Genomic DNA, 23,006 nt, shown 5'->3' with positions numbered 1-23,006 from the left:
CTCGGGCCTGTCGGCACCGGACCTCAGCGCAGCCCGAGCTTGCGGGTGCAGGAGGGCCAGGCGCCCCAGCCCTGCGCGGCCTGGACGCGCTCGGCGACGGCGATCTGCTGCTCGCGGCTGGCCTGGTGGGCGCTGCCCGTGCCGCCGTGGGCGCGCCAGGTCGACGCGGAGAACTGCAGGCCGCCGGAGTAGCCGTTGCCGGTGTTGATCGACCAGTTGCCGCCCGACTCGCACTGGGCGATCTTGTCCCAGACGCCGCTGCCGCCCGAGCTGCCGCCCGAGCTGGCGCTGGCGCCGGACGAGCCGCTGCTGGTGGCGGTGGGCGCCGGGGCGGGCGCGGGGCGCTCCTTGGTGCCGACGAGGACGACCTTGGTCACCGGCTGGGCGACGACCTCCTCGCCCACGGCGACGCGGTGCACCTCCTGGCCGTCGGCCAGGGTCTGCTCGAAGGTGGTGCGCCTCGTGCCGGCCCTCCCGGCCGTCTCGACCTTCGTCTGCCCCTCGAACAGGGCGTCGCTCGAGCGCTCCTCGGTCGTGAAGTCGATCTTCGTGTCCTCGGTGACCGTGGCCTTCGTCATGCGGGTGACGGCGACGACGAGGCCGTCGACGACGGGCGCGTCGGCCGGCACGGAGAGCCGGTCGGCCTCGCCGACGCTGACGCCGGCCTCGGAGAGGACCTCGGAGACCGTGGCGGCGGTGCTGGTCAGGGCGCGCGCGGAGCCGTCCGCGACCAGCTGCACGGCCTTGGGGGAGCTGACCTCCAGCGCGAGGCCCTCGCGGCCGAGCGGCGCGGAGCGGGACGCCGACAGCTCGGCGCCGGCGGTGCGCACGTCGAGGTCCTCCAGGGCCTCCCCGACGGTCAGCGCGGTGGTCCAGCGGGTCTCGGTCTCGCCGTCGACCGTGAGCGTCAGCGGGCGCGAGTGCCGGACGACGACCGTGTCGCCGTCGTCGACCTGCTGCCCGGCGGCGGGGGCGAGGAGGTCGCCGTCGGCCACCTCCACCTCCGCGGCGGCCAGCACGGCCTCCACGGAGCGGCCGAAGGTGCGGACCTCCTGGGTCTGCCCGTCGACGTCGAGGGTGACGGTGGTGTCCAGGGTGGCGTAGGCGGCGGTGCCGCCGACGAGGGCGGTCAGCACGACCGCCGAACCGGCGAGGCGCGAGGCCCGCCCTGAGGGGATGAGGCGCACGGGGTCCCTTGCGTCGTTCGTCCCGGGTACGGGCCCCGGGCGGTCGACGGCGGCCGTGCGCGACCGGCGGGGTGCCCGCTGCGGCGGCTCGGCCCGGCGCCGTCCGCGCTCGTGCAGCGCGGCGGGCTCCGGCGTGTCGTCGTCCGGGGGCGTTCCGATCCCGGCCTTCGGCGGAAGACCGTAGTCGGCCGTGTCCGTTTCGACCACGTTCCACACGCGCTGGCGCGGAACCTTGACGGTCTCATGACCGTCGGACGTCTCGTCGCGCACCCACTCGAGGGTGTCGATCACGCTCTGCCTGGACATCACCACGGACCGTAGAGGCTGTCCGCGGTCGCAGCGAGGATTTCGCACACCTCCTCCTCGGCGCGTCGCGTCACCTCGGCCACGCAGCGCACCGTGTGCGGCATCAGGTGGCTGGCGTTGCGGCGCCCGCGGTGGGGCACCGGCGTCAGGTAGGGCGCGTCGGTCTCGACGAGCACCTGCTCCAGCGGCACGGCCGCGAGCGCCTCGCGCAGCCCGCCGGCGCTGCGGAACGTCAGCGTGCCGGCGAAGGACAGGTACCAGCCGCGCTCAGCGCAGTACCGGGCCATCGCGGCGTCGCCGGAGAAGCAGTGGAACACCGTGCGCTGCGGCGCGCCCTCCTCCTCCAGGACGGCGAGCACCTGCTCGTGCGCGTCGCGGTCGTGGATCTGCAGCACGCGCCCGGTCCGCCGCGCCATCGCCACGTGGGCCCGGAAGGAGCGCAGCTGGGCCGCCGCGGCGCCGGGGTCGGAGAGGTCGGTGCGGAAGGCGTCCAGCCCGGTCTCCCCCACCACCCGGACGCGCGGGTGCGCGGCGAGGGCCTCGACCTCGGCGAGCGCGGCGTCCAGCTGCCCGCGCGCGGCCAGCAGCGGCGCCTCGTTGGGGTGGATCGCGACCCCGCCGACCAGCTGCGGCCAGCGCTCCGCGGCGCGCACCGTCCAGCGGGCGGCGGGCAGGTCGCACCCGATCTGCACCGCGCGCGGCACGCCCGCGGCGGCGGCCGCGGCCAGCAGCGCCTCGACCGTCGCGTCGTCCAGGCCGTCGAGGTGGGTGTGGTCGTCGACGACGGGGCGGGCCAGCGGCGCGGGCGCCGGCGGGTACCCCTCGGGGAGCTCGACCGCGCTCACCGGACCCCGCCCGTGGGCGCCGTCATGCCCGTCCCCGACGGGCACGGGGCGCCCCCGTGCCCGTCTGACGGGCACTGGGCGCCCCCGTGCTCATCAGCGGTGGGTGCGCAGGCGCCCAGTGCACCGCGCGCACGGTCCGGCACCGGGGTCAGGCCTCGCCGCGCAGGCGGGCCAGCTCCTCCTCGACGACGGACTCGTCGAGCTTGCGGAAGACCGGGGACGGCGGCGGCACGGGCGTGCCCGGCAGCACCGGGCGCGAGGCCCACGGCGGCGGCGCGGAGTAGTCGCCGGTGATGACGGGGTAGCCCGGCCCGCCGTCGAGGTCCTCGACCTCGCGCACCTGCGGCATCGGCTGGAAGGTCCCCGTGCCGCCGAGGGCCTCGTGCACGGCCTGGGAGCTGTGCGGCAGGAAGGGCGAGAGCAGGGTGTTCAGGTCGGTCACCGCCTGCGCCGCCACGTGCAGCACCGTGCGCATGCGCTGCGGGTCGCTCTCCTTCAGCTTCCACGGCGCCTGCTCCGAGAGGTAACGGTTCGCCTCGCCCGCCGCGCGCATCGCCTCGGCCACGCCCTGCTTCTGCCGGTGGGAGCCGATCAGGTCGCCCACCGTGGCGAAGGCGCCGCGCACGACGCGCAGCACCTCGTGGTCGGCGTCGCTCAGCTGCCCGGCCTCGGGGACGGAGCCGACGTTCCTGGCGATCAGCGACGCCGTGCGGTTGACGAGGTTGCCCCACGTGGAGACCAGCTCGTCGTTGGTGCGGCGGCGGAACTGCTCCCAGGTGAAGTCGGTGTCCTGGTTCTCCGGGCCGGCCACCGCGATGAAGTAGCGCAGCGCGTCCGGCTGGTAGCGCGAGAGGACGTCGCGGACGTAGATGACGACGCCGCGGCTGGAGGAGAACTTGCCGCCCTCCATGGTGAGGAACTCGCTGGAGACGACCTCGGTGGGCAGGTTCAGCGCGTCGTAGACCCCCGGCTCGCCGCCGCGCGCGCCGCGGCCGTCGTAGCCGAGCAGCTCCGCGGGCCAGATCTGGGAGTGGAAGGTGATGTTGTCCTTGCCCATGAAGTAGCACGAGCGCGCCGCCGGGTCGTTCCACCAGGCGCGCCAGGCCTCCGGGTGCCCGGCGCGCCGGGCCCACTCGACCGAGGCGGACAGGTAGCCGACGACGGCGTCGAACCACACGTACAGCCGCTTGGTGGGGTCCTCCTGCCACCCGAGCAGCGGCACCGGGATGCCCCAGTCGATGTCGCGCGTCATCGCCCGCGGGCGCACGTCGTCCAGCAGGTTCAGGCTGAACTTCAGCACGTTGGGCCGCCACGCCCCCGACGCCTCGCGCCCGCGCAGCCACTCCCCCAGCGCCTCGGCCAGCGCCGGCAGGTCGAGGAAGAAGTGCTGCGACTCCACGAAGCGCGGCACCTCCCCGTTGATCCGGCTGCGGGGGTTCTTCAGGTCGATCGGGTCCAGCTGGTTGCCGCAGTTGTCGCACTGGTCCCCGCGCGCGCCGTCGTAGCCGCAGATCGGGCAGGTGCCCTCGATGTAGCGGTCGGGCAGGGTGCGCCCCGTGGACGGCGAGATCGCGCCCATCGTCGTCTGCTCGACCATGTACCCGTTGCGGTGCACGGTGCGGAACACCTCCTGCACCACCGCGTAGTGGTTGCGCGTCGTCGTGCGCGTGAACAGGTCGTAGGACAGCCCGAGCGCGGCCAGGTCCTCGACGATGAGCCGGTTGTTGCGGTCGACGAGCTCGCGCGGGGAGACGCCCTCCTTCTCGGCCTGGACGAGGATCGGCGTCCCGTGCTCGTCGGTCCCGGAGACCATCAGCACGTCGTGCCCGGCCATGCGCGCCCACCGGCTGAACACGTCGGACGGCACGCCGAAGCCGGCCACGTGGCCGATGTGGCGCGGTCCGTTGGCGTACGGCCAGGCGACGGCGGACAGGACGCGGCTCATGCCGGGGAGCCTAGAGCGGGGACCTGTGACGAGGGCCGGTCGGGCGATCCGGCTCCAGCCCGGGCGCGGACCCGCCGATCCCCGCTGCGTCGAGCAGGTCGGTCCGGAGGAGGCCCCGTGTCGCTGCGCAGCTCCCGCGCTCCGGGGCGCCCGGGATCGACGGCGCTCCGGCGTGGCGCCGCCGAGAGCGGGCGACCCGACCGCATGCTGGGCCCAGGACACGCCATGACGAACGCCCTCCCGGGCAGGCGCCCCCTGCTGGCGGGGCTCGCCGCACTGCTCACCACCGCGCTGGCCGGCTCCGCCGTGCCCGCGAGCGCCGCGGCACCGGCCGGCCAGGCGGTGGTCGGCACCCTCGTGCGCGCCTACGGCGAGGAGCACGCCCCCGACACCGGGCACGACGCCGGGCACGGCGCCGAGGAGGCCCTGGACCTGCTCAGCTGGGTCGACACCGGCGCGGACGCGGTGCGGGTGCCCTCGGCGGACGTCGCGGCCCTGCCCACGGGCGCGACCGTGCGCCTGCGCGTCGGCGGGGAGGTCGAGGACGGCGCGGCCGACCCGCAGCTGGAGCCCGCCCGCGACGTCCTCGCCGCCCAGGTGCTCAGCACCGGCGGCACCGGCGCCACCCCCACGGCGGCGGCGAGCACCGGCAGCCACGAGGTCACCGTCGTCATGGCCGTGCCCAGCGGCGCGGTGCGGGACGCCGCGACGCTGGAGCAGGTCGTCGGCACCGTGGAGGGCCCGGTCTCGGCGTACTGGTCGGCGCAGACCGGCGGCGCCGTGAGCCTGTCGGTGACCGGCCGGCGCGACTGGACGGCGCTGTCGTCCTCCTGCTCGGACCCCACCGCCATGTGGCGCGAGGCCGCGGCGCTGACCGGCTGGACCCCGGGGCCCCGCAAGCACCTGCTGCTGCACGTCAGCGGCTCTCCCTCGTCGCTGCCCGGGTGCTACGCGGGCCTGGCCGAGCTCGGCGGCGGCGTCGACGCGGGCGGGCGCATGTACACGCGCTACGCCGACGCCTCGGTCATCGCCCACGAGCTCGGGCACAACCTCGGCCTCTCCCACGCCGGGGGCCTGCAGTGCGACGGGACGACGGAGGGCGCCACCGGCGACTGCACCGCCGACGCCTACCGCGACTACTACGACGTCATGGGCTACTCGTGGGGGCAGACCGGCTCGATCAGCGCCTACCAGGCCGACTCCCTCGGCGTCCTGCCCGCCGCCGCCCGCAAGGACGTCTCGGCCGCCGCCGGGTCGGGCACCGCGGTGCTCAGCCCGGTCTCCTCCTCCGGCGGCCTGCGCGCGCTGCGCCTGGACGACGGCACCGGGGCGGTGTACTGGGTGGAGCTGCGCGCGGCCACGGGCGCCGACGCGCACCTGGGCACCGCGGCGAACCGGCTGCGCCTGCAGACGGGCGTGACCGTGCGCCGCCAGGTCGGCACGAGCGCGGCCGCCACGCTGCTGCTCGACCCCACGCCGTCCCCGCGCAGCGGCTGGTCCTCCGACCTGCAGGCCGCCGTGCCCGTCGGCGCCACCACGGCCCTCGGCAGCGGCGGCTGGCACCTGACGGTGCGCTCGGTGGACGGCGCCGGCGCCACCGTCGACCTGCGCCGGGGCGCCGCGCCCACGCCGGAGCCCTCCCCCGGGCAGCCCGAGGAGCCCACCGCCGGAGGGCCCGAGGACGCGCCGCTGGTGCCGCTGCCGGTGGTGCGCCGCTCCGGCGAGGACCGCTACGGCACGGCCGTGGCCGTCTCGCGCGCCGGCTTCCCCGGCGGCGCCGGCGAGGTCGTCGTCGCCTCCGGGCAGGACTTCCCCGACGCCCTCGCCGCCGGCCAGGTGGCCGCCGGCGCCGGCGGGCCGCTGCTGCTCGTGCCCCGCGACGGCGTCCTGCCGGCCGGGGTGCGCGAGGAGCTGGCGCGGCTGGCGCCGCAGCGGATCCGGGTGGTCGGCGGCACCAGCGCCGTCTCCGACGCCGTCCTCGCCCAGCTCGAGGCGCTCGCCCCGACCCAGCGGCTGTCCGGCCGCGACCGGTACGACACCGCCGCGGTGGCGGCGAGCACGACCGGCCGGGCGGGGGGCACGGTGTTCCTCGCCTCGGGCACCGGGTACGCCGACGCGCTCGCCGGCGGCGCGCTCGCGGCGCGCAACGGCGACGCGCTGCTGCTGTCCGCGCCGGGCACCCTGCCCGCCCCCACCGCCGACGCGCTGCGCGTCCTGCGGCCGGGCCGGGTGGTGCTGCTCGGCGGCACGGCGTCCGTCTCCGACGCCGTGCGCGACGCCGTCGCGGCCGCCGTCCCGGACGCCGCGCTGCAGCGCTGGGCCGGGGCGGACCGCTACGCCACCGCCGCGGACGTCGCCGCGCACGGGCACCCCTCGGGCGCCTCCACCGTGGTGCTGACCTCCGGGCGCGACTTCCCCGACGCGCTCGCCGGGGCGCCGGCGGCCGGAGCGGCCGGCGCTCCGCTGCTGCTCGTGGACAGCACCTGCGTGCCCGCGGCGACCGCCGCGGCGCTGCGCTCGCTCTCCCCCGAGCGCGTCGTCGTCCTGGGCGGCCTGCGGGCGGTCGCGGCGTCGGCCGCGGACCTCACGCCCTGCTGAGCCCCACCTGCCCGCGCGGAGCCGCGCGGCTCCTCAGGCCGTCGCGCGGCGGCGCTCCAGGAAGGCCCCGATCCGGGTCACGGCGCGCTCGAGGTCCTCGACCCACGGCAGCGTGACGATGCGAAAGTGGTCCGGGCGGGGCCAGTTGAAGCCCGTGCCCTGCACCACGAGGATCCGCTCGGCCAGGAGCAGGTCGAGCACGAGCTGCTGGTCGTCCTCGACCGGGTGCACGGCCGGGTCGAGCCGCGGGAAGCAGTACAGGGCCCCGCGCGGCTTCACGCACGAGACGCCCGGGATGGCGTTGAGCAGCTCCCAGGTGCGGTCGCGCTGCTCCAGCAGCCGGCCGCCGGGCAGCACGAGGTCGTCGATGCTCTGGTGGCCGCCGAGCGCGGCCTGGATGGCGTGCTGGGCGGGCATGTTCGCGCACAGGCGCATGCTCGCCAGCAGCGTCAGGCCCTCGATGTAGCTCTGCGCGTGCTGGGTGGGCCCGGACACGACCATCCAGCCCGACCGGAAGCCCGCGACCCGGTAGGCCTTGGACAGCCCGTTGAAGGTCAGGCACAGGACGTCGGGCGCCAGGGAGGCGGTCGAGACGTGCTCGGCGCCGTCGTAGAGGATCTTGTCGTAGATCTCGTCGGAGAAGACGATCAGGCCGTGCCGGCGGGCCAGCTCGACGAGGCCCTCGAGCACCTCCCGCGAGTACACCGCCCCCGTGGGGTTGTTCGGGTTGATCACCACGATCGCGCGCGTGCGGTCGGTGATCTTCGCGGCGATGTCGTCGAGGTCCGGCCACCAGTCGGCCTGCTCGTCGCACAGGTAGTGCACCGGCGTGCCGCCGGACAGCCGGGTCGCCGCCGTCCACAGCGGGTAGTCCGGCGCGGGCACGAGCACCTCGTCGCCGTCGTCCAGCAGGGCCTGCAGCGACATCGTGATGAGCTCGGAGACGCCGTTGCCCACCCACACGTCCTCGACGTCCACGCCCTGCAGGCCCTTGGACTCGTGGTACTGCACGATCGAGCGCCGCGCCGAGAGCAGGCCCTTGGAGTCGCCGTAGCCGTGCGCCGAGGGGAGCGTGCGGATCATGTCGACCAGCAGCTCCTCGGGCGCCTCGAAGCCGAACGGCGCCGGGTTGCCCGTGTTGAGCTTGAGCACGTGGTGGCCCTCGGCCTCCAGGCGCTGGGCGTGCTGCAGCACCGGCCCGCGGATGTCGTAGAGGACGTCGGCGAGCTTGCTGGACTGCGTCACCTGCACGCCCTCCATGGTGCCCCACGGACGGTGACCGCACAGGCGTTGGACGGCCACGGCAGCTGCCGGGACCGTCCGGAGGGACGGTGGCGCCTGCCTGGGGCTCACGCCCGCGCCGAGGTCGGCCGGGCAGCCCGTAGGAGCTCAGTCCGATGGCAGCGGCCCCCAGCAGGACCAGACCGCCGGTGAAGATGCTGCTCTCGATCGAGCTCATCGACGCCTGCAGGGGGGCGATCCCCAGCCGCTGGGCCTGGCTGTAGACGCCCAGCCCGACCGGGAAGCTCAGCACAGCTGCGCTGGTCGCCACGGCACCCAGGACGCCGGCGAGGACGACGAGGTACCGCTTCACAGCGAGTGCGTGCCCGCTGACGGGTTCGGCCGCGTGCACGTTTCGGATCAAACGCATGCCGATGACCGTCGCGAGACCCGCGAACGCTGACCACAGCCCGCCCACTGCGACGAGCGAGGCCTGCTGGCTAGGAGCCGTGGAGGCGTAGATGCGGAGGATGTCGGGGTGGACCGTCTGCGAAGGGCCGATCACGTAGACGCTGACCAGGCACACGACTGCCAGCCCCGTGGCGGCCAGCAACAGCACCAGCGTCTGCGGTCCTGCACGCACACCACCTCCTCGGGACTCGCTCGTCTCGGGCCACCGGCCCGGCCGGCCGGCGGTGCGAGCGGCCGACGGCGGCTGCTCACACTGGCAGCGTGGACCCCGCCGCGCTCGCGCACCTGGTCACCGCCTGCGCGTACGCCGGGTTCCAGTGGACGGTGCGGGTCGTCGTCTACCCCCAGCTGGGCGCGGCCGGGCGCGCGCACCCGTCCGGCTTCCCCGCCCTCGAGGCCAGCCACGCGCGCCGCACCGGCCGCCTGGTGGGGCCCCTGTTCGCCGCGCAGGTCACCACCGCCGCCGTGCTCGTCGCCGCCCGGCCGGGCTCGCCGGCGGCGTGGGCGTGCGCGGGGGCGACCGCTCTGGTCCTGGTCGTCACCGCCCTCGGGGCCGTGCCGCAGCACCGCGTGCTCGGGCGCGGCTGGGATGCGGCGGCGCACCGCCGCCTGCTGGCGTGGGACTCGGTGCGGGTCGCCGCCGCGACCGCGGACGCCGCCTGCGCCGTCCTGCTGGCGCTCGGGCTCCCCGGCGCGGGGTGAGGGATCGCGGCGAGGCCCGGCGCGCCTGCTGGCAGCGCAGGAGCCGGGGGTGCAGGTGCCGGGGGTGCGGTCCGGGGGTCAGCGAGGCGGGGACAGCGAGCGCCCCAGGTCGTCGGCGGTGCGCTCGAGGTGCGCGGCGAGGCCGCCTGCCGCGGGGTCCTCGCCGGGCGCGGCCAGCCAGTCCTGGTAGGCGACCCGGAAGACCGCGCCGGCGACCGCGGCGGCCAGCGCGGCCCGGGCGGGGTCGGCGCCGTGCTCCTGCATCGCGCGCGCCAGGGCGGTGACCACGCGGTCGTGCTTGACGACGTCGCGCTCGACCAGGTCGGGGTCGGCGGCGATGACGCGGGCCCGCCGGCGCAGCTCCTCGCGGCGGGGCTCCAGCTCGCGCGCCATCGCGGCGAGCGCCCGCCGGGCCGCGTCCCAGGCGTCCGTGGGGTCCGGGGCGTCGCGCACCGCCGCGAGCAGTCCCTCGACCAGGGCCTGGTCGTCGGCGAAGAGCACCTCGCGCTTGTCCGGGAAGTGGCGGAAGAAGGTCCGCTCGGTCAGCCCCGCGCGCGCGGCCACCGCGGCGACCGTCGTGGCGGCGTACCCCCGCTCGGCGAACAGCTCCAGCGCGGCGGCCTGCAGGCGCTGCCGGGCCCCCGTCGTCCACCGACCCACGGCGCCAGGATAGCCGCTCTTGTGTCAGCGGCTGACATCAACCATGCTCATTTCATGACAGCCACTGACATCACAGGGACGGTCCTCCTCACCGGCCCCACCGGCGGCCTCGGGCGCGCTCTGCTCGAGCCCCTTGCCCGCCGCCGGCCCGAGCACCTCGTCCTCCTCGGCCGCTCCGCCGCCGCGATGCGGGACGCCGCGCGCCGCGCGAGCGACGCCGGCGCCCGCGCCGTGTCCGTCGTCGAGGCCGACCTCGCCGACCTCGACGCCGTCGCCCGCGCCGGGCGGCGGGTCAGCGACCTGGCCGAGCGCACCGGGGCCCCCTCACCGCGCTGCTGCTGAACGCCGCCGTGCAGACGACCGACCGCCGCCGCACCAGCGCTCAGGGCCTGGAGCTGACCTTCGCCGTCAACGTCGTCGCCCAGCACCTGCTGCTGCGCTCGACCCTGGCCGCGACCGCACCGGGCGCGCACGCCGTCCTGGTCTCCAGCGGCACCCACCGCCCCGGGCGCTCCTACGGCTGGATCCCGCGCCCGCGCTGGGAGGACCCGGCGCTGCTGGCGCGCCCCGATCCCGACGACGCCCCCGACGAGCGCAGCGCCGGCGCCCGGGCCTACGCCACCAGCAAGCTCGCCGGGGTCCACCTGGTGCACGCCTGGGCGGCCCGCGTCGGTGGGCGGATGCGGGTCAACGCCTACGACCCCGGCCTGATGCCCGGCACCGGGCTCGCGCGCGGTCAGCGCGGCGCCCTGCTGTGGACCTGGAACCACCTCCTGCCCGCCCTGACCCCCCTGCCCGGGTGGACCACACCCCGGCGCTCCGCCCACCACCTGACCGCCCTCGCCGCGGGAGCGGCGCACCCGGACCTGGACGGCGGGTACGTCGAGCTCGGGCGGGTGGGGCGCTCGTCGGCGGAGTCCTGCGACGCCGGGCGCGAGCAGCGGCTGTGGGAGGTCCTCGAGCAGCTCGTCGAGCCCCACCTCCCGGCCGGGAGCGGCGAGCCGCCCCGGGCCGGCGGACCGGTGGGGGACGACGCCTGCTGAGCGGTCGGGTGCGGTGTCGGCGGCGCCGGTGCGCTGCTTGACTGGTCGGGGCCCGCGCCGCGCGGGCCGCGAGAGGAGGGAACGGATGTCCCAGGAATCGCTGGACCGGCCGTCAGCCGACGTGGCCGCCGAGGAGGTCACGTCCGCCGGGGAGGGCACGGACACCGGCAACCCGATCGCCGGCCTGGAGCTGGACCGCGACGAGGCCCCGCCCGTGGTCTCCGGGGACACCGGGCCCGAGGGCACGCGCCGCACGGCGCTGGCACCGCCGACCGAGTGACCACCGCGCGGCGGGGCTGGTCGCCCGGCCCCGCCGCTGCGGCGGGACCACACGACGGGACGGGCTTCCGAACCTGTGAATCTCACTCAGCGTAACTGATCAAGCTACAGGGGGTTGTGCCCGTCGTGGGTGTCGTCCATCCTTCCAAGGACCCCGCTCGGCACCGCCCCGTAGGAGCTCTGCATGACGCCGCCGGAGACCAGCTCGACCCCCGCGTCGACCTGTGACATCCGCACCCCCGCCGACACCCCCGTCCACGACGTCCTCGTGGAGCAGCGCCCGTGGGGGGCCTTCGAGCAGTTCTGCCTCAACGAGCCGGTCACCGTGAAGATCATCACGGTCCAGCCCGGCTGCCGCCTCAGCCTCCAGCGCCACGACCACCGCGCGGAGACGTGGCGGGTCCTCGACGTCCCGCTCGACGTGCAGGTGGGCGAGCGGTCCTGGTCCGCCCAGGCGGGTGAGACGGTGCACGTCCCGGCCGGCACGAACCACCGCCTGGGCAACTCCGGCGCCCGCACGGGCCGGATCCTCGAGGTGGCCCGGGGAGCGTTCGACGAGGACGACATCGTCCGGCTCGACGACGACTACGCGCGGACCCCCGTGGGGTCGTCCCACCGCTGAGCGCACGGCCGTGCCCGAGCGGGGCGCGGGTGCGGGCCCCAGCAGGGCCGAGCTCCTGCGCTGGGCCGCCTGGCTCGGCCTGGGAGCGGTGGTCTGCGCGTCGCTGCCCGCGAGCTCCGACCCCTGGGCCAGCGGCATCCCGGACAGCGCGGGCGACGCCCAGGACGCCCAGGGCGTCCGGGACGGCGGGCCGGGCCTGTGGCGCTCGGGCTTCTACCGCGGCGCGAACACCTCCCCGGACCGCTACGACGACTACCAGCGCGCCCAGCAGTGGCGCGCCTCCGGCAACCCCGCGACCCGGCTGACGGCCGTCCGCGAGTTCCTGCCCTCGGACCTGGGCTGGGACGGCATCCGCGCCACGGGCTCCGCCGGGGTGCACACCACGCTCGTCAACCTCACGCGGTACGTCGAGGACGACCCGCGCACGGTCGTCTCGCTCGCCGTGCCGCTGTTCCCGGCGGACCGCTCGCTCGCCACCCTCGCGGGGGGCCGTCGGGGGCAGTACGCCCACCACTTCACCCGCCTGGCGAAGGCGCTCGTGGACGTCGGGCTCGCCGGCAGCGTCGACGTGTGCCTCGGGTGGGAGATGAACTCGAGCTCCTCCGTCCCCTGGGCCCTGAACGGGGACCCCACGGGCCAGAACCCCGCGTACTCGGCCGGGAACCCCGAGGAGGGGTGCGCCCAGTACGTCGCGCAGTGGAACAGCGCCGCGGACGCCCTGAAGTCCGTGGACTCCCGCATCTCGACCTGCCACAACCCCATCAGCGGCTGGGACGGCACCGGACCGGACCCGGAGCTGATGGTCCCGGCCGAGGAGTGCGTCGACCGCTACGGGATCGACCACTACGACGTCGACTTCACCGGGCGGTACCCGGCCGACGGCGTCGAGGACTGGCTGGAGAGCTGGAGGGCCCGCTACGAGGGCGCGTTCGGCGTGCGGTACTGGGAGGAGCGCGCACGGCGGGAGAGGAAGGGCTTCTGCGTCCCGGAGCACGGCGTGTTCAGGTACGGCTCGTACGACAGCTCCTTCGACTTCGTCGAGGCGTCGCCGCAGCGCGGCGGCGGCGACAACCCCCACTTCTTCCCCCTCCTGAACGCGCGCCTGGCGGCGATGGCCGCCGCCGGCACCGACGTGTACGACTGCCAGTTCAACTACAACGAGCGCAGCGCCGCCTGCCTGCTCACGGGCTTCGGCGGCGCGGCGCAGCGCAACCGCGAGGAGAACGCCCTCTTCCCCCGCGCGGCCTCGGCGTACCGGTCGCTGCGGTGGGGCAGCGCCTGACGGCGTCCTGACCCGCCCGGCGCACGCGCGACCCGCTCCAGGGTGGTGCGTTTCACATCGCCACGGGTGTTCGGCGGGTTATCGTCCTGCGCGACGCAGCTCCGACACGCCGCCCGGGCCCGCTCGACGTCGACGGCCGACACGTCGCCGCTGCCCGTGGTGGGTGCAGCGGCGAGGGCCGGGCGGACGGTCCGCCATCCGGATGAGGACATCGACCCGTCCTCACCCGGACGGCCGCGCGCCCGCTCGAGGGAGCGGGCGCGCCCGCCGATGCCGCGGTCCCGGAGCGCCGAGACCGCCCAGCGACCACCGGTCGCCCGAGCGCGGGAGCGCCCCGGGAGCACGACCCCAGCACGACCCCAGCACGGCCCCAGCACGGCCCCAGCACGACCCCGGCACCGCCACGTCCTGACAGTCACGCACTCCAGGGAGCCCCTCCGTGACCCACCCGAAGAACTCGACGACGCGCACGCGCCTGAGGGCCGCCGTGGTGGCCGCCCTCACGGCGGCGCTGCTGGGCGGGCCCGTCCTGACCAGCGCCACCCCGCCCGCGGAAGCCGCCTCCTCGGCCCTCTCCGGCGCCTACAGCGGCGCCGGGGACGTCACCGGCATCAAGGCGTTCGGCGCCTGGCGCGGCAGGGACGTCGGTGTCGTCACCGAGTTCGTCGACGCCAGCACCTGGACCTCCATCGCCAAGCCGACCTGGGCCGCCGACCGCTGGAAGCTCACCCCGTACCAGATCGCCTGGTCGGTGCCGATGCTGCCCAAGACCGGCGGCACCATCCAGGCCGGCGCCGCCGGGGACTACAACGCCCACTTCAAGACCCTGTCCCAGACCCTCGTCGACCGCGGGCTCGGAGACTCCGTCATCCGCCTGGGCTGGGAGATGAACGGGACGTGGTTCCGCTGGTCGGCGGTCAAGGACCCCGCCGCCTTCGTCGCCTACTGGCGCCAGGTGGTCACCACCATGCGCTCGGTCCCCGGCGCCTCGTTCACGTTCGAGTGGGCCCCCAACATCGGCGAGGGCACGGCCGGCTTCGACAAGACCCGCGCCTACCCCGGCGACGAGTACGTCGACCTCATCGGCATGAGCGTCTACGACCAGAGCTGGAAGTACTCCTCGACCCAGCACGTCGAGCGCTGGAAGGAGATCGTCACCATCAAGGGCGGCCTCCAGTGGAGCGTCGACTTCGCGAAGGCCCACGGCAAGCAGAACAGCCTCGCGGAGTGGGGCCTGTCGGACCGGTGCGACGGGCACGGGGGCAAGGACGACCCGCACTACATCCAGCAGGTGGCGGCGTGGGTCGCCTCCCACGACTACTACTACGAGTCCTACTTCGACTACCGCACCAGCGCCTGCGAGCAGCACTCCATCACCGAGGGCAGCTTCCCCACGGCCCGCACCGCCTACCAGGGGGCCTTCGGGCCGGCCGCGGTGTCGTCCGCGGACGCCGCCCCCGCGCCGAACCGGGCGGTTCCCGTGGCCGTCGACCCGTCCGTGCTCAAGGTGAGCTGGTCCTCCACGCGCACGAACGCGAAGCCGCTGAACTGGATGGGCATCACGTCCAAGGTCTACGTCTTCGCCGACCCCGGGTTCGCCACCACGAGCGTGGACTTCTACCTGGACGACCCGACGAGGTCCAGGGCGCCGATGACGACGGACACCGCCGCCCCGTGGGACCTGGTGGGCGGAGGCACGGCGACCAACGCCAAGGCCTTCGACGCCTCGACCCTGGCGAGCGGCAAGCACACCATCACCGCCCTGTTCCACACGGCCTCCGGCGACAGGGTCGCCACCGCCACCTTCCTGCGCTGACGCTGCGCCGCACCGACGCCGAGGGGCGGGACCCGGACCGGGTCCCGCCCCTCGGCGTCCGTGTGGCCGCGGGCCGCCCGCCTCAGACCGGAGCCACCTCCACGTAGTCGATCTTGGTGTTGATGCCGCCGACCGGGCTGAGGGTCAGGCGCCCGTCCGTCACCGCCACCCTCACCGCGCCCGTGGCGTGCTTGACCGCGCTCGTCGGCCTGAACGCGCCGACGGCCACCGAGCCCTCGACCGTGACCTGGTGGGTGCTGTCCAGCGGCGTGCCGGCGTCACCGACCACCACCGTCACCTCGTAGGTGCCCTCGGGCACCGCCAGCTCCCACGAGGCGTTGCCGGGAGGCGACTTCTGCATGTGCAGGTAGGTGTTCAGCCGCACGTCGCTCGTCGCCGTCCCGGTGGTCCTCGCGCGCCCGTTGGCCGAGTTGTCCACCGGCGTCGAGGTCCCCATCGCCACCCAGCCGTAGGCGCTCCCCTCGCCCTGGTCGGCGCCCGTGCGCTGCCCGTACGGCTCGCCGGAGTCGCGCAGGTACCCCGAGGGCACCGGCGTGGCGGCGTCCTGGAAGTTCACCCTCGTGACCGGCCCCGACGGTGCCGTCGGTGCCGCCGGCACCGACACCTGCACCGAGGAGCTGACGGGGCTCGCGTTGCCCGAGGCGTCCACCGCCACCACCGCGTAGGCGTAGGAGGAGCCGGCCGAGACCGAGGAGTCGGTGAACGTCGTGCCCGTCACCAGCGACGTCCCGGACACCGGCGTGCCCGACGCGGCCACCGGGGACGACGCCGCGCGGTGGACCCGGTACCCCACGACGTCCGGCTCGGGGCTCTTCGCCCAGGACACCGCCACCGACGGCCCGTCCGCCGCCGCGGCGGCCACCCCCGAGGGAGCGCCCGGGGCGGTCGTGTCGGCTCCCGTGCCGCCGAGGACCTCGATGGCCGAGACCGCGGGGTGGTCGCGGGCGGCCTTCAGGACGAGGTCGACCCTGCCGTCGGAGACGGTCACCGCGGGGATGGTGAGGGTGATCGCGGTGTTCACCCCGCCGGCCGCGGCGTACAGGTCGAGGGCGCTGTCGTAGGTGGTGCCCTCCGCCGCCACGGAGAAGACGCGCCTGCCCGCCGCGGCGTTGCCGGCGGAGCGCTCGGCGAAGTGCAGGCGCAGGGTCACCGGGCTGACGGCGCCGGTGGGGATGGAGAAGGCGATCGAGCGCTGCGCCTGCGCCACGGAGCCGACGTTGCCCCGGTAGGTGGCGTAGAGGGCGTCGTCCTCGGTGTTCGCGATGGCCGCAGGGGTGGTGCTCGCCCCCTCGGCCACGGCGGTCGACGGGCTGAACAGCCCCGTGTCCGGTGACCACGTGCGCCCGAGCGCGTCGGTGGAGGCCTTCGTGCTGCCGACGTCGATGCGGGCGATCGCCGGCGGCTCGGGGGCGCTCAGGTCTCCCGGGGCGATGGCGAAGGAGTCGTAGGACGCCGTGAACGGCGACGTCCCCCTGCTCTGGGCGAGGATCCCGGCGCGCGCGTGGCCCGACAGGAAGACGCCCCGCACGGCGCTGGGGATGACCCAGGAGTTGGAGAGCTTCGTGAGGGCGCCGGCGGTGCCCGAGGTGGTGGGGCGGTACCAGGCCGTGACCACCCCGGTGCGGGGGTTGACGACGAGGAGGAGGTCGACGGCGGTCACCGACGAGCTCAGCGTCGCTCCGGTGGAGACCACGGTGGCGGCGCCGCCGGACTCCGCGTACAGGCGCACCTTCGGCACGCCCGCGACGTTGGTGACGGCCAGGCGGACGAAGTCGTCCTGGCCGCGCCCGAAGTGCACCCCCGTGGCGGCGGACCCGGCGGAGACCTCGGGGAAGGGGCCGACCAGGCGCGCGGTGACGGTGAACGGCTCGGCGCTGGCGTCGAAGGGCGTCTCGAGGACGTTGACGCCCGTGTTGTCGGCGCCCTCGTTCGACCCGGTGGTCGAGGTGCCCGTGGTGGTCACCCGCAGCGCGCCGTCGCCCAGCTGCAGCTGGGCCGGGCGGTAGGAGGCGCTCCCGGCGGTGGTGTCGAGCTTGTTGGCCTGCACCAGCGGGAAGCCGGTCCCGCTGCCCGAGGCGTCGGCGAGGGTGCCCGCGACCGGCTCGGCGAAGCCCAGCGAGGTCGACGGCGCGCCGGGGAGCACGGCCGCGGTCGACGGGTCGGGCGCCGTCTCCGGCCGCGCGTTCGTGATCAGGTAGACGTTGTCCTGGTAGTCGAAGTTGATGCCGCGGGAGTCCACGAGCATCAGCCACGTGTTCGCCATCAGGTGGCCCGAGCGGTCGTGCGCCGGGTAGAAGCGCACGTGGTGGCCGCACGCGCCGCTGCAGCCCTGGGCGATGTCGGGCGAGGCGTCGTTCTTCGCGTCGTCGCTCCACTCCGCCTCGTTGCGGAACCCGAACGCGCTGTCGGTGGTGAAGCTGCCCTGGGCGGGAGCCCCCGAGGTGGTGCGGGGCAGGACGGTCTGGGCCTCCACGCCGGCGGACGCGGTGATGTAGTTCGAGGTCGTCGACCCCTTGGCGTGCCAGTAGACCGCCGCGGGGCTGCCTTGGGTGTGGAACGCCGCGAGCTGGCGCACGGTGACCGGGGAGGAGCGGTCCGCGCGGACCCAGTACGGGCTGAGCACCTCCTGCCCGAGGGCGCTGACGGCGCCGTGGGTGTCCAGCGACTGGCTGCCGGTGGTCAGCTTCGTGGTGTAGCCGAAGAGGCTGACGAGGTTGAAGGCGTTGGGCTCGTCGCCGCCCTCGGAGAACTGCTGCCAGCGGCCGGCCAGCTGGTAGGTCGTCGTCGGCCGCGTGGGGTCGTCGGTGGTCACGCTCAGGGTGCCGTTGGTCTGCAGGGTCGGTCCGGTCGCGACGAACCTCACGACGACGTCCGAGGACGCGCCGGGGGCGACCACCACGGGGTAGGCGGTGGGCGAGACCAGGGTGAAGCCGGCGGTGACGGACGCCGCCGTGATGGTCAGGGGCCCGGTGCCCGTGTTGGTGATCCGCGCGGTGGCGGTCTCCTTGGTGACGTTGGCGGGGATGCAGCAGGTCCCGTCCGGGCGCGGCGACGTGCCGTCCTGCGGGGTCTGGATCCGGTTCATCACCAGCCGGTCGGGGAACGGCAGCCCGTCGGCGCTGGCCTGCGAGACCCGCCCTCCGGCGTCGGCCGCGCGGGCCGGCGCGGCGGTGACCCCGCCGCCGAGGACGAGGGCGCACGCCAGCACCACCGCCCAGAGCAGCCGGGCTGCGCGCACCCGGTCCCCGCCTGCTGCAGGCCCCGTCGTGGGGTCGAGCACCCGTGCGTCCACACCAGCTCCCGTCGACATCGCGCGCCGTGCGGCGCGCTGCCGTCGGATCGTAGGTGGGCGATAGCGCAGCGTCGAGCGCCCGTGACGCTCGGCTCATCGACCTCGGGGGCCGTGCAGGGCCCCGCCCGCGCCGACCCCGTTCCAGGGACGTCACTCTCTGTATGCTCGCCGCCATGCCAGAGCCCCGGCGCGGCCCTGCGGACGCGGCCGGGGGGACGGTCGCGCCGCCGGGCACCGGCGAGGACCTGCGCGGCTCGGCCATCGACAGCGTGAAGTGGAACTTCGTCGCCACGCTGGCCTCCCTGGTCGGGCGCCTCGTCTTCACGTTCGCCCTGGCCCGCCTCCTGGGGCCGGAGAACTTCGGCATCGTGGCCCTGGCGACGCTCTACATCACCTTCGCGGTCGTCGTCCTCGACCAGGGCTTCGGCCTGGCGCTGATCCAGCGCAGGGACCTGGGCCCGCGCGACGTCGGCAGCGTGGCCTGGCTGAACGTCGCCATGGGCACCCTCCTCACCGCCGTCACCATCGCCGCCGCTCCGCTGGCCGCCGACTTCTTCGACACGCCGGAGCTGACCGCGGTCCTGCGCGTCCTGTCGGTCACGCTGTTCATCCGGGGCCTCACGCTGGTCCCGCAGGCCCTGATCCGGCGCCACCTCAGGTTCCGCGCCCACGCCGTGGTGCAGGGCGCCGCGGTGCTCGCCGGGGGCGTCGCGGGCATCGCCGCCGCGCTCGCGGGCGCGCAGTACTGGGCCCTGGTGGTGCAGACCATCGTCAACGACCTGGTCGTCGTGACCGCCCTGATGCTCATGTTCCGGGCGACGAGCTGGCTGGCGTCGTGGCGGAGCCTGCGCTCGATGTGGTCCTTCAGCGCCCAGATGATGGCCTCGAACTTCCTGGTCTACCTCGGCAACAACGCGGACAACATCATCATCGGGCGCGTCCTGAACGCCACCGAGCTGGCGTTCTACGCCCTGGCCTACCGGCTGCTGCGGCTGCCGATCCAGATGGTCGGGTCCGTCGTGAACGGGGTGGCGCTGCCCCTCTTCGCCCGCCTGCAGGACGACGACGCCCGCAGCGCCTCGTGGTTCCGCACGGCCACGCAGCTGGTGGCCCTGGTCACCTTCCCCGCCTTCGGGCTGCTCGTGATCGGCGCGGACGCGGGGATCGCCGTGGCCTTCGGGCCCGCGTGGGCGCCGGCCGCCGCGCCGCTGCAGGCCATGGCGATCGCGGGGGTGCCCATGGTCGTGCGCATGCTGCTGGGGCCGCTGGCCACCGCCCGGGCCCACGGCGCACTGGTGCTGCGGTGGTCGGTGATCACCGTGGGCCTGCAGTTCGTCGGGTTCTTCGTCGGGCTGCACGTCGGCGGCATGGTCGGCGTCGCCGTCTCCATCCCGGTCGTGCAGTACCTCACCTGGGTGCCGAACGCGTGGTCGGTCCTGCACCACACCGTCGCGATGCCGGTGCGCACCTACCTGGCCGCGCTCGTCCCCCCGACCCTCGGGTCGTGCGTCGCGGTGGCGCTGTGGTGGGCAGCGCACGCGTCGCTGCAGCTCGGCTCCGCGGCCGTGCCCGACGCCGTGGCCCTGCTCGCCGCCACGGGAGTGGCGCTGGCCGGGTACGCGCTGGTGATCCGGCTCGCCTGGCCGCGCACGTACCGCTCGGCCCTCGACGTCGGCGTCCAGATGCTGCGCCGGCGGGTGCCGGCGTGAGCGCAGCGGGCCCGCAGCACCCGCTGCGCCTGGCGGTGTGCGCCTGCACCAGGTCGCGCCCGGTGGGCCTGGCGCGGCTGCTCGACGCGCTGGGCGGGCTCGAGCCGGTGCCCGCAGCGGACGTGTTCGTGACCATCGTCGACAACGACCCCGCCGGCTCCGGGCGGGACGTCGTCGAGGCCCGCCGCGCCGGCTTCCCGCTGCCCCTGCGCTACGCGCACGAGCCGGCGCCGGGGATCCCCGCCGCGCGCAACGCCGCGATCGCGGCGGCGGGCGACGTGGACGCCCTCGTCTTCGTCGACGACGACGAGTGGCCGGAACCGCACTGGCTGCGCCGGCTGGTGGAGGTCTGGCGCGCCACCGGGGCGTCGGTGGTCACGGGCACCGTGGAGCCGTGGTTCGCCGCGCCCCCACCGGCCTGGGTGCTGGAGGGAGGGTTCTTCGAGCGCCCGCGCTACCCCACGGGCACGGAGCTGGAGTACGCGAGGACGAGCAACGTGCTCGTCGACGGCCGCCTCCTGACGCAGGAGGGCCTGCGCTTCGAGCACACCGGCAGCCAGGGCGGAGAGGACACGCACTTCTTCCGCGCGGCGCGCCTGCGCGGGCACCGGATCGTGTGGGCCGACGACGCCGTGGTGCACGAGGAGGTGCCGGCGTCCCGGATCTCGGTGCGGTGGCTGCTCGCGCGGCACTACCGCTACGGGCTCACCCGCAGCGCGTCCCTGCGGATGCTCGGCGGCTCCCCGCTGCGCTACGCGCGGCGCGCCGCCAACGGCGCGCTGACCGCCGTGTCGGGCCTGCTGGCGCTCCCGCTCGCCCGCACCAGGGCCCGGCGGGTCCAGCGCGGCCAGCGCGTCGCGGTCGGCGTCGGCCTGGTGGCGGGCCTGTTCGGCGCGGGCTACGACGACTACCGGGTCGTCCACGGCGGGTGACCCCGTCGCGCGCGCTCAGGCGCCGCGCCGTGCGCCGACCGCGCGCACCAGCGCCCGCTCCACCCCCGCCACGGTCGCCGCCAGCGAGAAGGAGGCCTGCACGTGCCGGCGCAGCCGCCGCCCCAGCTCCGGGTCGGTGCCGCGCCACGACGCGGTCCGCGCCAGCGCCCCGGCCAGGGCCCGCGGATCCCCGGGGGGCACCAGCAGGTCGGGGAAGCCGGAGAGGATCTCCGGGATCCCTCCCGTCGCGCTCGCCACCACGGGCAGCCCGGACGACATGCCCTCGACCACGACCCGGCCGAAGGGCTCCTCGAACACGCTGGGCACCGCGACGGCGTCCGCGGCGGCGAGCAGCGGTGCCAGGTCGTCGCGCCGCCCCAGCCACCGCACGTCGGTCCCGGACGCCAGCTCGCGCAGGCTCCGCACGTAGGCGTCGGCCTGCTCGCCGCCGTGCTCCCGGGGCGCCCCCGCGACCAGCAGGGTCCGCTCCGGGGGCATCCCGTGGCCGTCCCGCCACGCGCGCAGGAGCACGTCCGGTCCCTTGGCGGGGTCCAGGCGGCCCGCGTAGAGCACCGCGAACGCGGACGCCGACAGGCCCAGGGCGGCACGGGCAGCGGCGCGCTCGGCCGGCTCGGCGGGCCGGAAGGTCGCCGTGTCGATGCCGTTGTGGACGACGTCGACGACCCCCGGGTCGACGCCGTCGGCGACGTGGACGTCGCGGGTGTGCTCCGAGACCGCGACGAAGCGGGTCACGGCCGCCATGCCGAGGCGGTTCTTCACCGACCGCGCGGGCGGCTGGGGCAGGCGCAGGTGGCACACGAGCGCCCTGCGCCGCGGGGCGGCGAGCAGGGCCCCGAAGAAGGTCACCCGCGCGCTGTTGACGTAGACGCAGTCGACCCGGCCCGCGGTCGGGGCGCAGCGGACGGCGGCCGCCAGCAGCTGCGCGTCCGTGCGGCGCGAGCCGTCTCCCTGCACCGCGCCCACCCGCGTGATCGAGGTGGCGAAGCGCTCGTAGCGCCGGCGGAAGGGGCCGTCGCCCCGGTGGACGAGGTCGATGGCGTGGCCGCGGCGCGCGAGCCCCTCGGCGACGTCGACCTGGCTGCGCTCGGCGCCGCCGTGCGGCTGCAGCTCATCCGCCACGACGAGGACGCGCACCCGGCGGTCAGCCCCACGACCGGGTGGCGTACTGGACCTGGGCGAGCAGCCGGTCGTCGGTGGAGGCGAGGCCGCCGCGGTGGATGCTGCGGGTGTCCGCGAAGAGCACCGAGCCCGCCGTGCCCGTGGCGACGAAGCGCTCCCACCCGGCGAGGCGGGTGTCGACCTCCTCGTCCGGGATCCGGTGCCCGAACCCGTCGAACTCCGTGGTGCCCACGTCCAGGCGGCGCCCCTGGGCGCGGTGGGTGCCCAGGACGACCTGGGTCGGGCCGTTGCCCGGGGTGACGTCGCGCAGGAAGACGAACGCCTTGACGATGCGGTGGTCCTGCGGCATGTCGCGGTGCCAGCGCTGGGAGTACGCGGCCTCGCCGTCCGTGCGCAGGTTCAGCCAGATGTCGGTGTCGCGCACGGCCAGGCGCATCCGCAGGTAGTGCTCGGCCACCCCCTTGAACGCCGGGGCCGACGCCAGGGCCAGCACGGCGTTCTGCGCCGGCGGCTGGGGCCGCTCGCGCAGGAGCTCCACGACGAAGGGCTTGACCTTCGCCTCGTGGTCCCCGCTGACCATCCGGGCCCGGCGCTCGGCGATGCGCTCGGCGCCGTCGGCGATCAGCCGGTCGGCCTGGTCGAGGATCCGCTGGAAGCACTCGTCGGAGCCCATGAGGTCGCGCACGGTGGTCATCGCGGCGCCGTTCGCGCGCAGCTCCTCCACCGCCCGGGCCCCCGCGGGGGACAGGGGCGCGGGGTCCTTCGCGTGCTCGAGGGTGGGACCGGCGTTGAAGACCCACCGCCACGTCAGCGGGTTCTCCCGCTTGAGGTACTGGGCGACCTGCTGGCGGACCACGTGCACCTCCCGCTGCCGTCGGTGAACAGAGGGTAGCCGAGTCAGCCGACGGCGAGAATGCCGCCGACGGGCGCAGGTG

The 23,006-nt window shown here is 75.5% G+C and carries 18 protein-coding genes; 10 read left to right on the top strand and 8 right to left on the bottom strand.

Features of this window, described 5'->3' with window-relative positions; genetic code table 11:
• Positions 1–23: 23 nt before the first annotated feature.
• The 3 genes from BLS82_RS11525 to metG all read right to left on the bottom strand — a co-directional run bounded on the left by BLS82_RS11525 (position 24) and on the right by metG (position 4,283).
• Positions 24–1,493, bottom strand: a complete 1,470-nt coding sequence (locus BLS82_RS11525; protein ID WP_143028835.1) for a resuscitation-promoting factor — start codon at positions 1,491–1,493, stop codon at positions 24–26.
• A complete protein-coding gene (locus tag BLS82_RS11520) occupies positions 1,493–2,338 on the bottom strand; it encodes a TatD family hydrolase (protein ID WP_176819069.1) in 846 nt (281 codons plus the stop codon). Before BLS82_RS11520 ends, BLS82_RS11525 begins: the two co-directional genes overlap by 1 nt.
• 148 nt (positions 2,339–2,486) lie before the next feature.
• Positions 2,487–4,283 carry a methionine--tRNA ligase gene (gene metG / locus BLS82_RS11515; RefSeq protein ID WP_092865905.1) on the bottom strand — a complete coding sequence of 599 codons (1,797 nt, stop codon included), beginning with the start codon at positions 4,281–4,283 and terminating at the stop codon, positions 2,487–2,489.
• 225 nt (positions 4,284–4,508) lie between these two features.
• On the opposite strand from metG, the gene BLS82_RS11510 reads away from it, so the two are divergent.
• Positions 4,509–6,881: a cell wall-binding repeat-containing protein gene (locus BLS82_RS11510; RefSeq protein ID WP_143028834.1), complete on the top strand. Its 2,373-nt coding sequence runs from the start codon at positions 4,509–4,511 to the stop codon at positions 6,879–6,881.
• 33 nt (positions 6,882–6,914) lie between these two features.
• Here BLS82_RS11510 and BLS82_RS11505 read toward each other — a convergent pair whose 3' ends face one another.
• Positions 6,915–8,132 carry a pyridoxal phosphate-dependent aminotransferase gene (locus BLS82_RS11505; RefSeq protein WP_092865898.1) on the bottom strand — a complete coding sequence of 406 codons (1,218 nt, stop codon included), beginning with the start codon at positions 8,130–8,132 and terminating at the stop codon, positions 6,915–6,917.
• Between the two features lie 702 nt (positions 8,133–8,834).
• Here BLS82_RS11505 and BLS82_RS11500 point away from each other — a divergent pair.
• Entirely contained in the window at positions 8,835–9,275 is a 441-nt protein-coding gene (locus tag BLS82_RS11500) for a hypothetical protein (RefSeq protein ID WP_092865895.1), read from the top strand.
• Between the two features lie 78 nt (positions 9,276–9,353).
• Here BLS82_RS11500 and BLS82_RS11495 read toward each other — a convergent pair whose 3' ends face one another.
• Positions 9,354–9,935, bottom strand: a complete 582-nt coding sequence (locus BLS82_RS11495) for a TetR/AcrR family transcriptional regulator (protein WP_092865892.1) — start codon at positions 9,933–9,935, stop codon at positions 9,354–9,356.
• Between the two features lie 54 nt (positions 9,936–9,989).
• Here BLS82_RS11495 and BLS82_RS11490 point away from each other — a divergent pair, with 54 nt between their 5' ends.
• From BLS82_RS11490 to BLS82_RS11465, 6 genes are all read left to right on the top strand, one after another.
• Positions 9,990–10,277 carry a KR domain-containing protein gene (locus BLS82_RS11490; protein WP_092865889.1) on the top strand — a complete coding sequence of 96 codons (288 nt, stop codon included), beginning with the start codon at positions 9,990–9,992 and terminating at the stop codon, positions 10,275–10,277.
• A gap of 8 nt (positions 10,278–10,285) precedes the next feature.
• Positions 10,286–10,978, top strand: a complete 693-nt coding sequence (locus BLS82_RS11485) for a Rossmann-fold NAD(P)-binding domain-containing protein (RefSeq protein WP_092865886.1) — start codon at positions 10,286–10,288, stop codon at positions 10,976–10,978.
• Positions 10,979–11,063: 85 nt separating this feature from the next.
• Entirely contained in the window at positions 11,064–11,258 is a 195-nt protein-coding gene (locus tag BLS82_RS11480) for a hypothetical protein (RefSeq protein WP_092865883.1), read from the top strand.
• A gap of 183 nt (positions 11,259–11,441) precedes the next feature.
• A complete protein-coding gene (locus BLS82_RS11475; protein ID WP_092865880.1) occupies positions 11,442–11,879 on the top strand; it encodes a phosphomannose isomerase type II C-terminal cupin domain in 438 nt (145 codons plus the stop codon).
• Positions 11,880–11,889: 10 nt separating this feature from the next.
• Positions 11,890–13,161 (top strand): hypothetical protein, encoded by a 1,272-nt coding sequence (locus BLS82_RS11470; RefSeq protein WP_092865877.1) that lies wholly within the window; start codon positions 11,890–11,892, stop codon positions 13,159–13,161.
• 439 nt (positions 13,162–13,600) lie between these two features.
• On the top strand, positions 13,601–14,977 hold the full coding sequence (locus tag BLS82_RS11465) for a glycoside hydrolase family 26 protein (RefSeq protein WP_092865874.1): 1,377 nt from the start codon (positions 13,601–13,603) through the stop codon (positions 14,975–14,977).
• A gap of 82 nt (positions 14,978–15,059) precedes the next feature.
• On the opposite strand, the gene BLS82_RS11460 is transcribed toward BLS82_RS11465, so the two are convergent.
• Positions 15,060–18,236, bottom strand: a complete 3,177-nt coding sequence (locus tag BLS82_RS11460) for a malectin domain-containing carbohydrate-binding protein (protein ID WP_176819068.1) — start codon at positions 18,234–18,236, stop codon at positions 15,060–15,062.
• A 227-nt stretch (positions 18,237–18,463) separates the two neighbouring features.
• Here BLS82_RS11460 and BLS82_RS11455 point away from each other — a divergent pair, with 227 nt between their 5' ends.
• Positions 18,464–19,999: a lipopolysaccharide biosynthesis protein gene (locus BLS82_RS11455; RefSeq protein WP_176819067.1), complete on the top strand. Its 1,536-nt coding sequence runs from the start codon at positions 18,464–18,466 to the stop codon at positions 19,997–19,999.
• Positions 19,996–20,931 (top strand): glycosyltransferase family 2 protein, encoded by a 936-nt coding sequence (locus tag BLS82_RS15765; protein WP_176819066.1) that lies wholly within the window; start codon positions 19,996–19,998, stop codon positions 20,929–20,931. Before BLS82_RS11455 ends, BLS82_RS15765 begins: the two co-directional genes overlap by 4 nt.
• A 15-nt stretch (positions 20,932–20,946) precedes the next feature.
• Here BLS82_RS15765 and BLS82_RS11445 read toward each other — a convergent pair whose 3' ends face one another.
• Positions 20,947–22,071, bottom strand: a complete 1,125-nt coding sequence (locus tag BLS82_RS11445) for a glycosyltransferase family 4 protein (protein ID WP_176819065.1) — start codon at positions 22,069–22,071, stop codon at positions 20,947–20,949.
• A 22-nt stretch (positions 22,072–22,093) separates the two neighbouring features.
• Positions 22,094–22,927 carry a phytanoyl-CoA dioxygenase family protein gene (locus BLS82_RS11440; RefSeq protein WP_176819064.1) on the bottom strand — a complete coding sequence of 278 codons (834 nt, stop codon included), beginning with the start codon at positions 22,925–22,927 and terminating at the stop codon, positions 22,094–22,096.
• Between the last annotated feature and the right edge of the window lie 79 nt (positions 22,928–23,006).

The organism is Quadrisphaera sp. DSM 44207 (assembly GCF_900101335.1).
In the GTDB taxonomy this organism is placed as follows: Bacteria; Actinomycetota; Actinomycetes; order Actinomycetales; family Quadrisphaeraceae; genus DSM-44207.
Note: the sequence above shows the minus strand (reverse complement) of the source record. Positions and strands in the feature narration are given on the sequence as shown.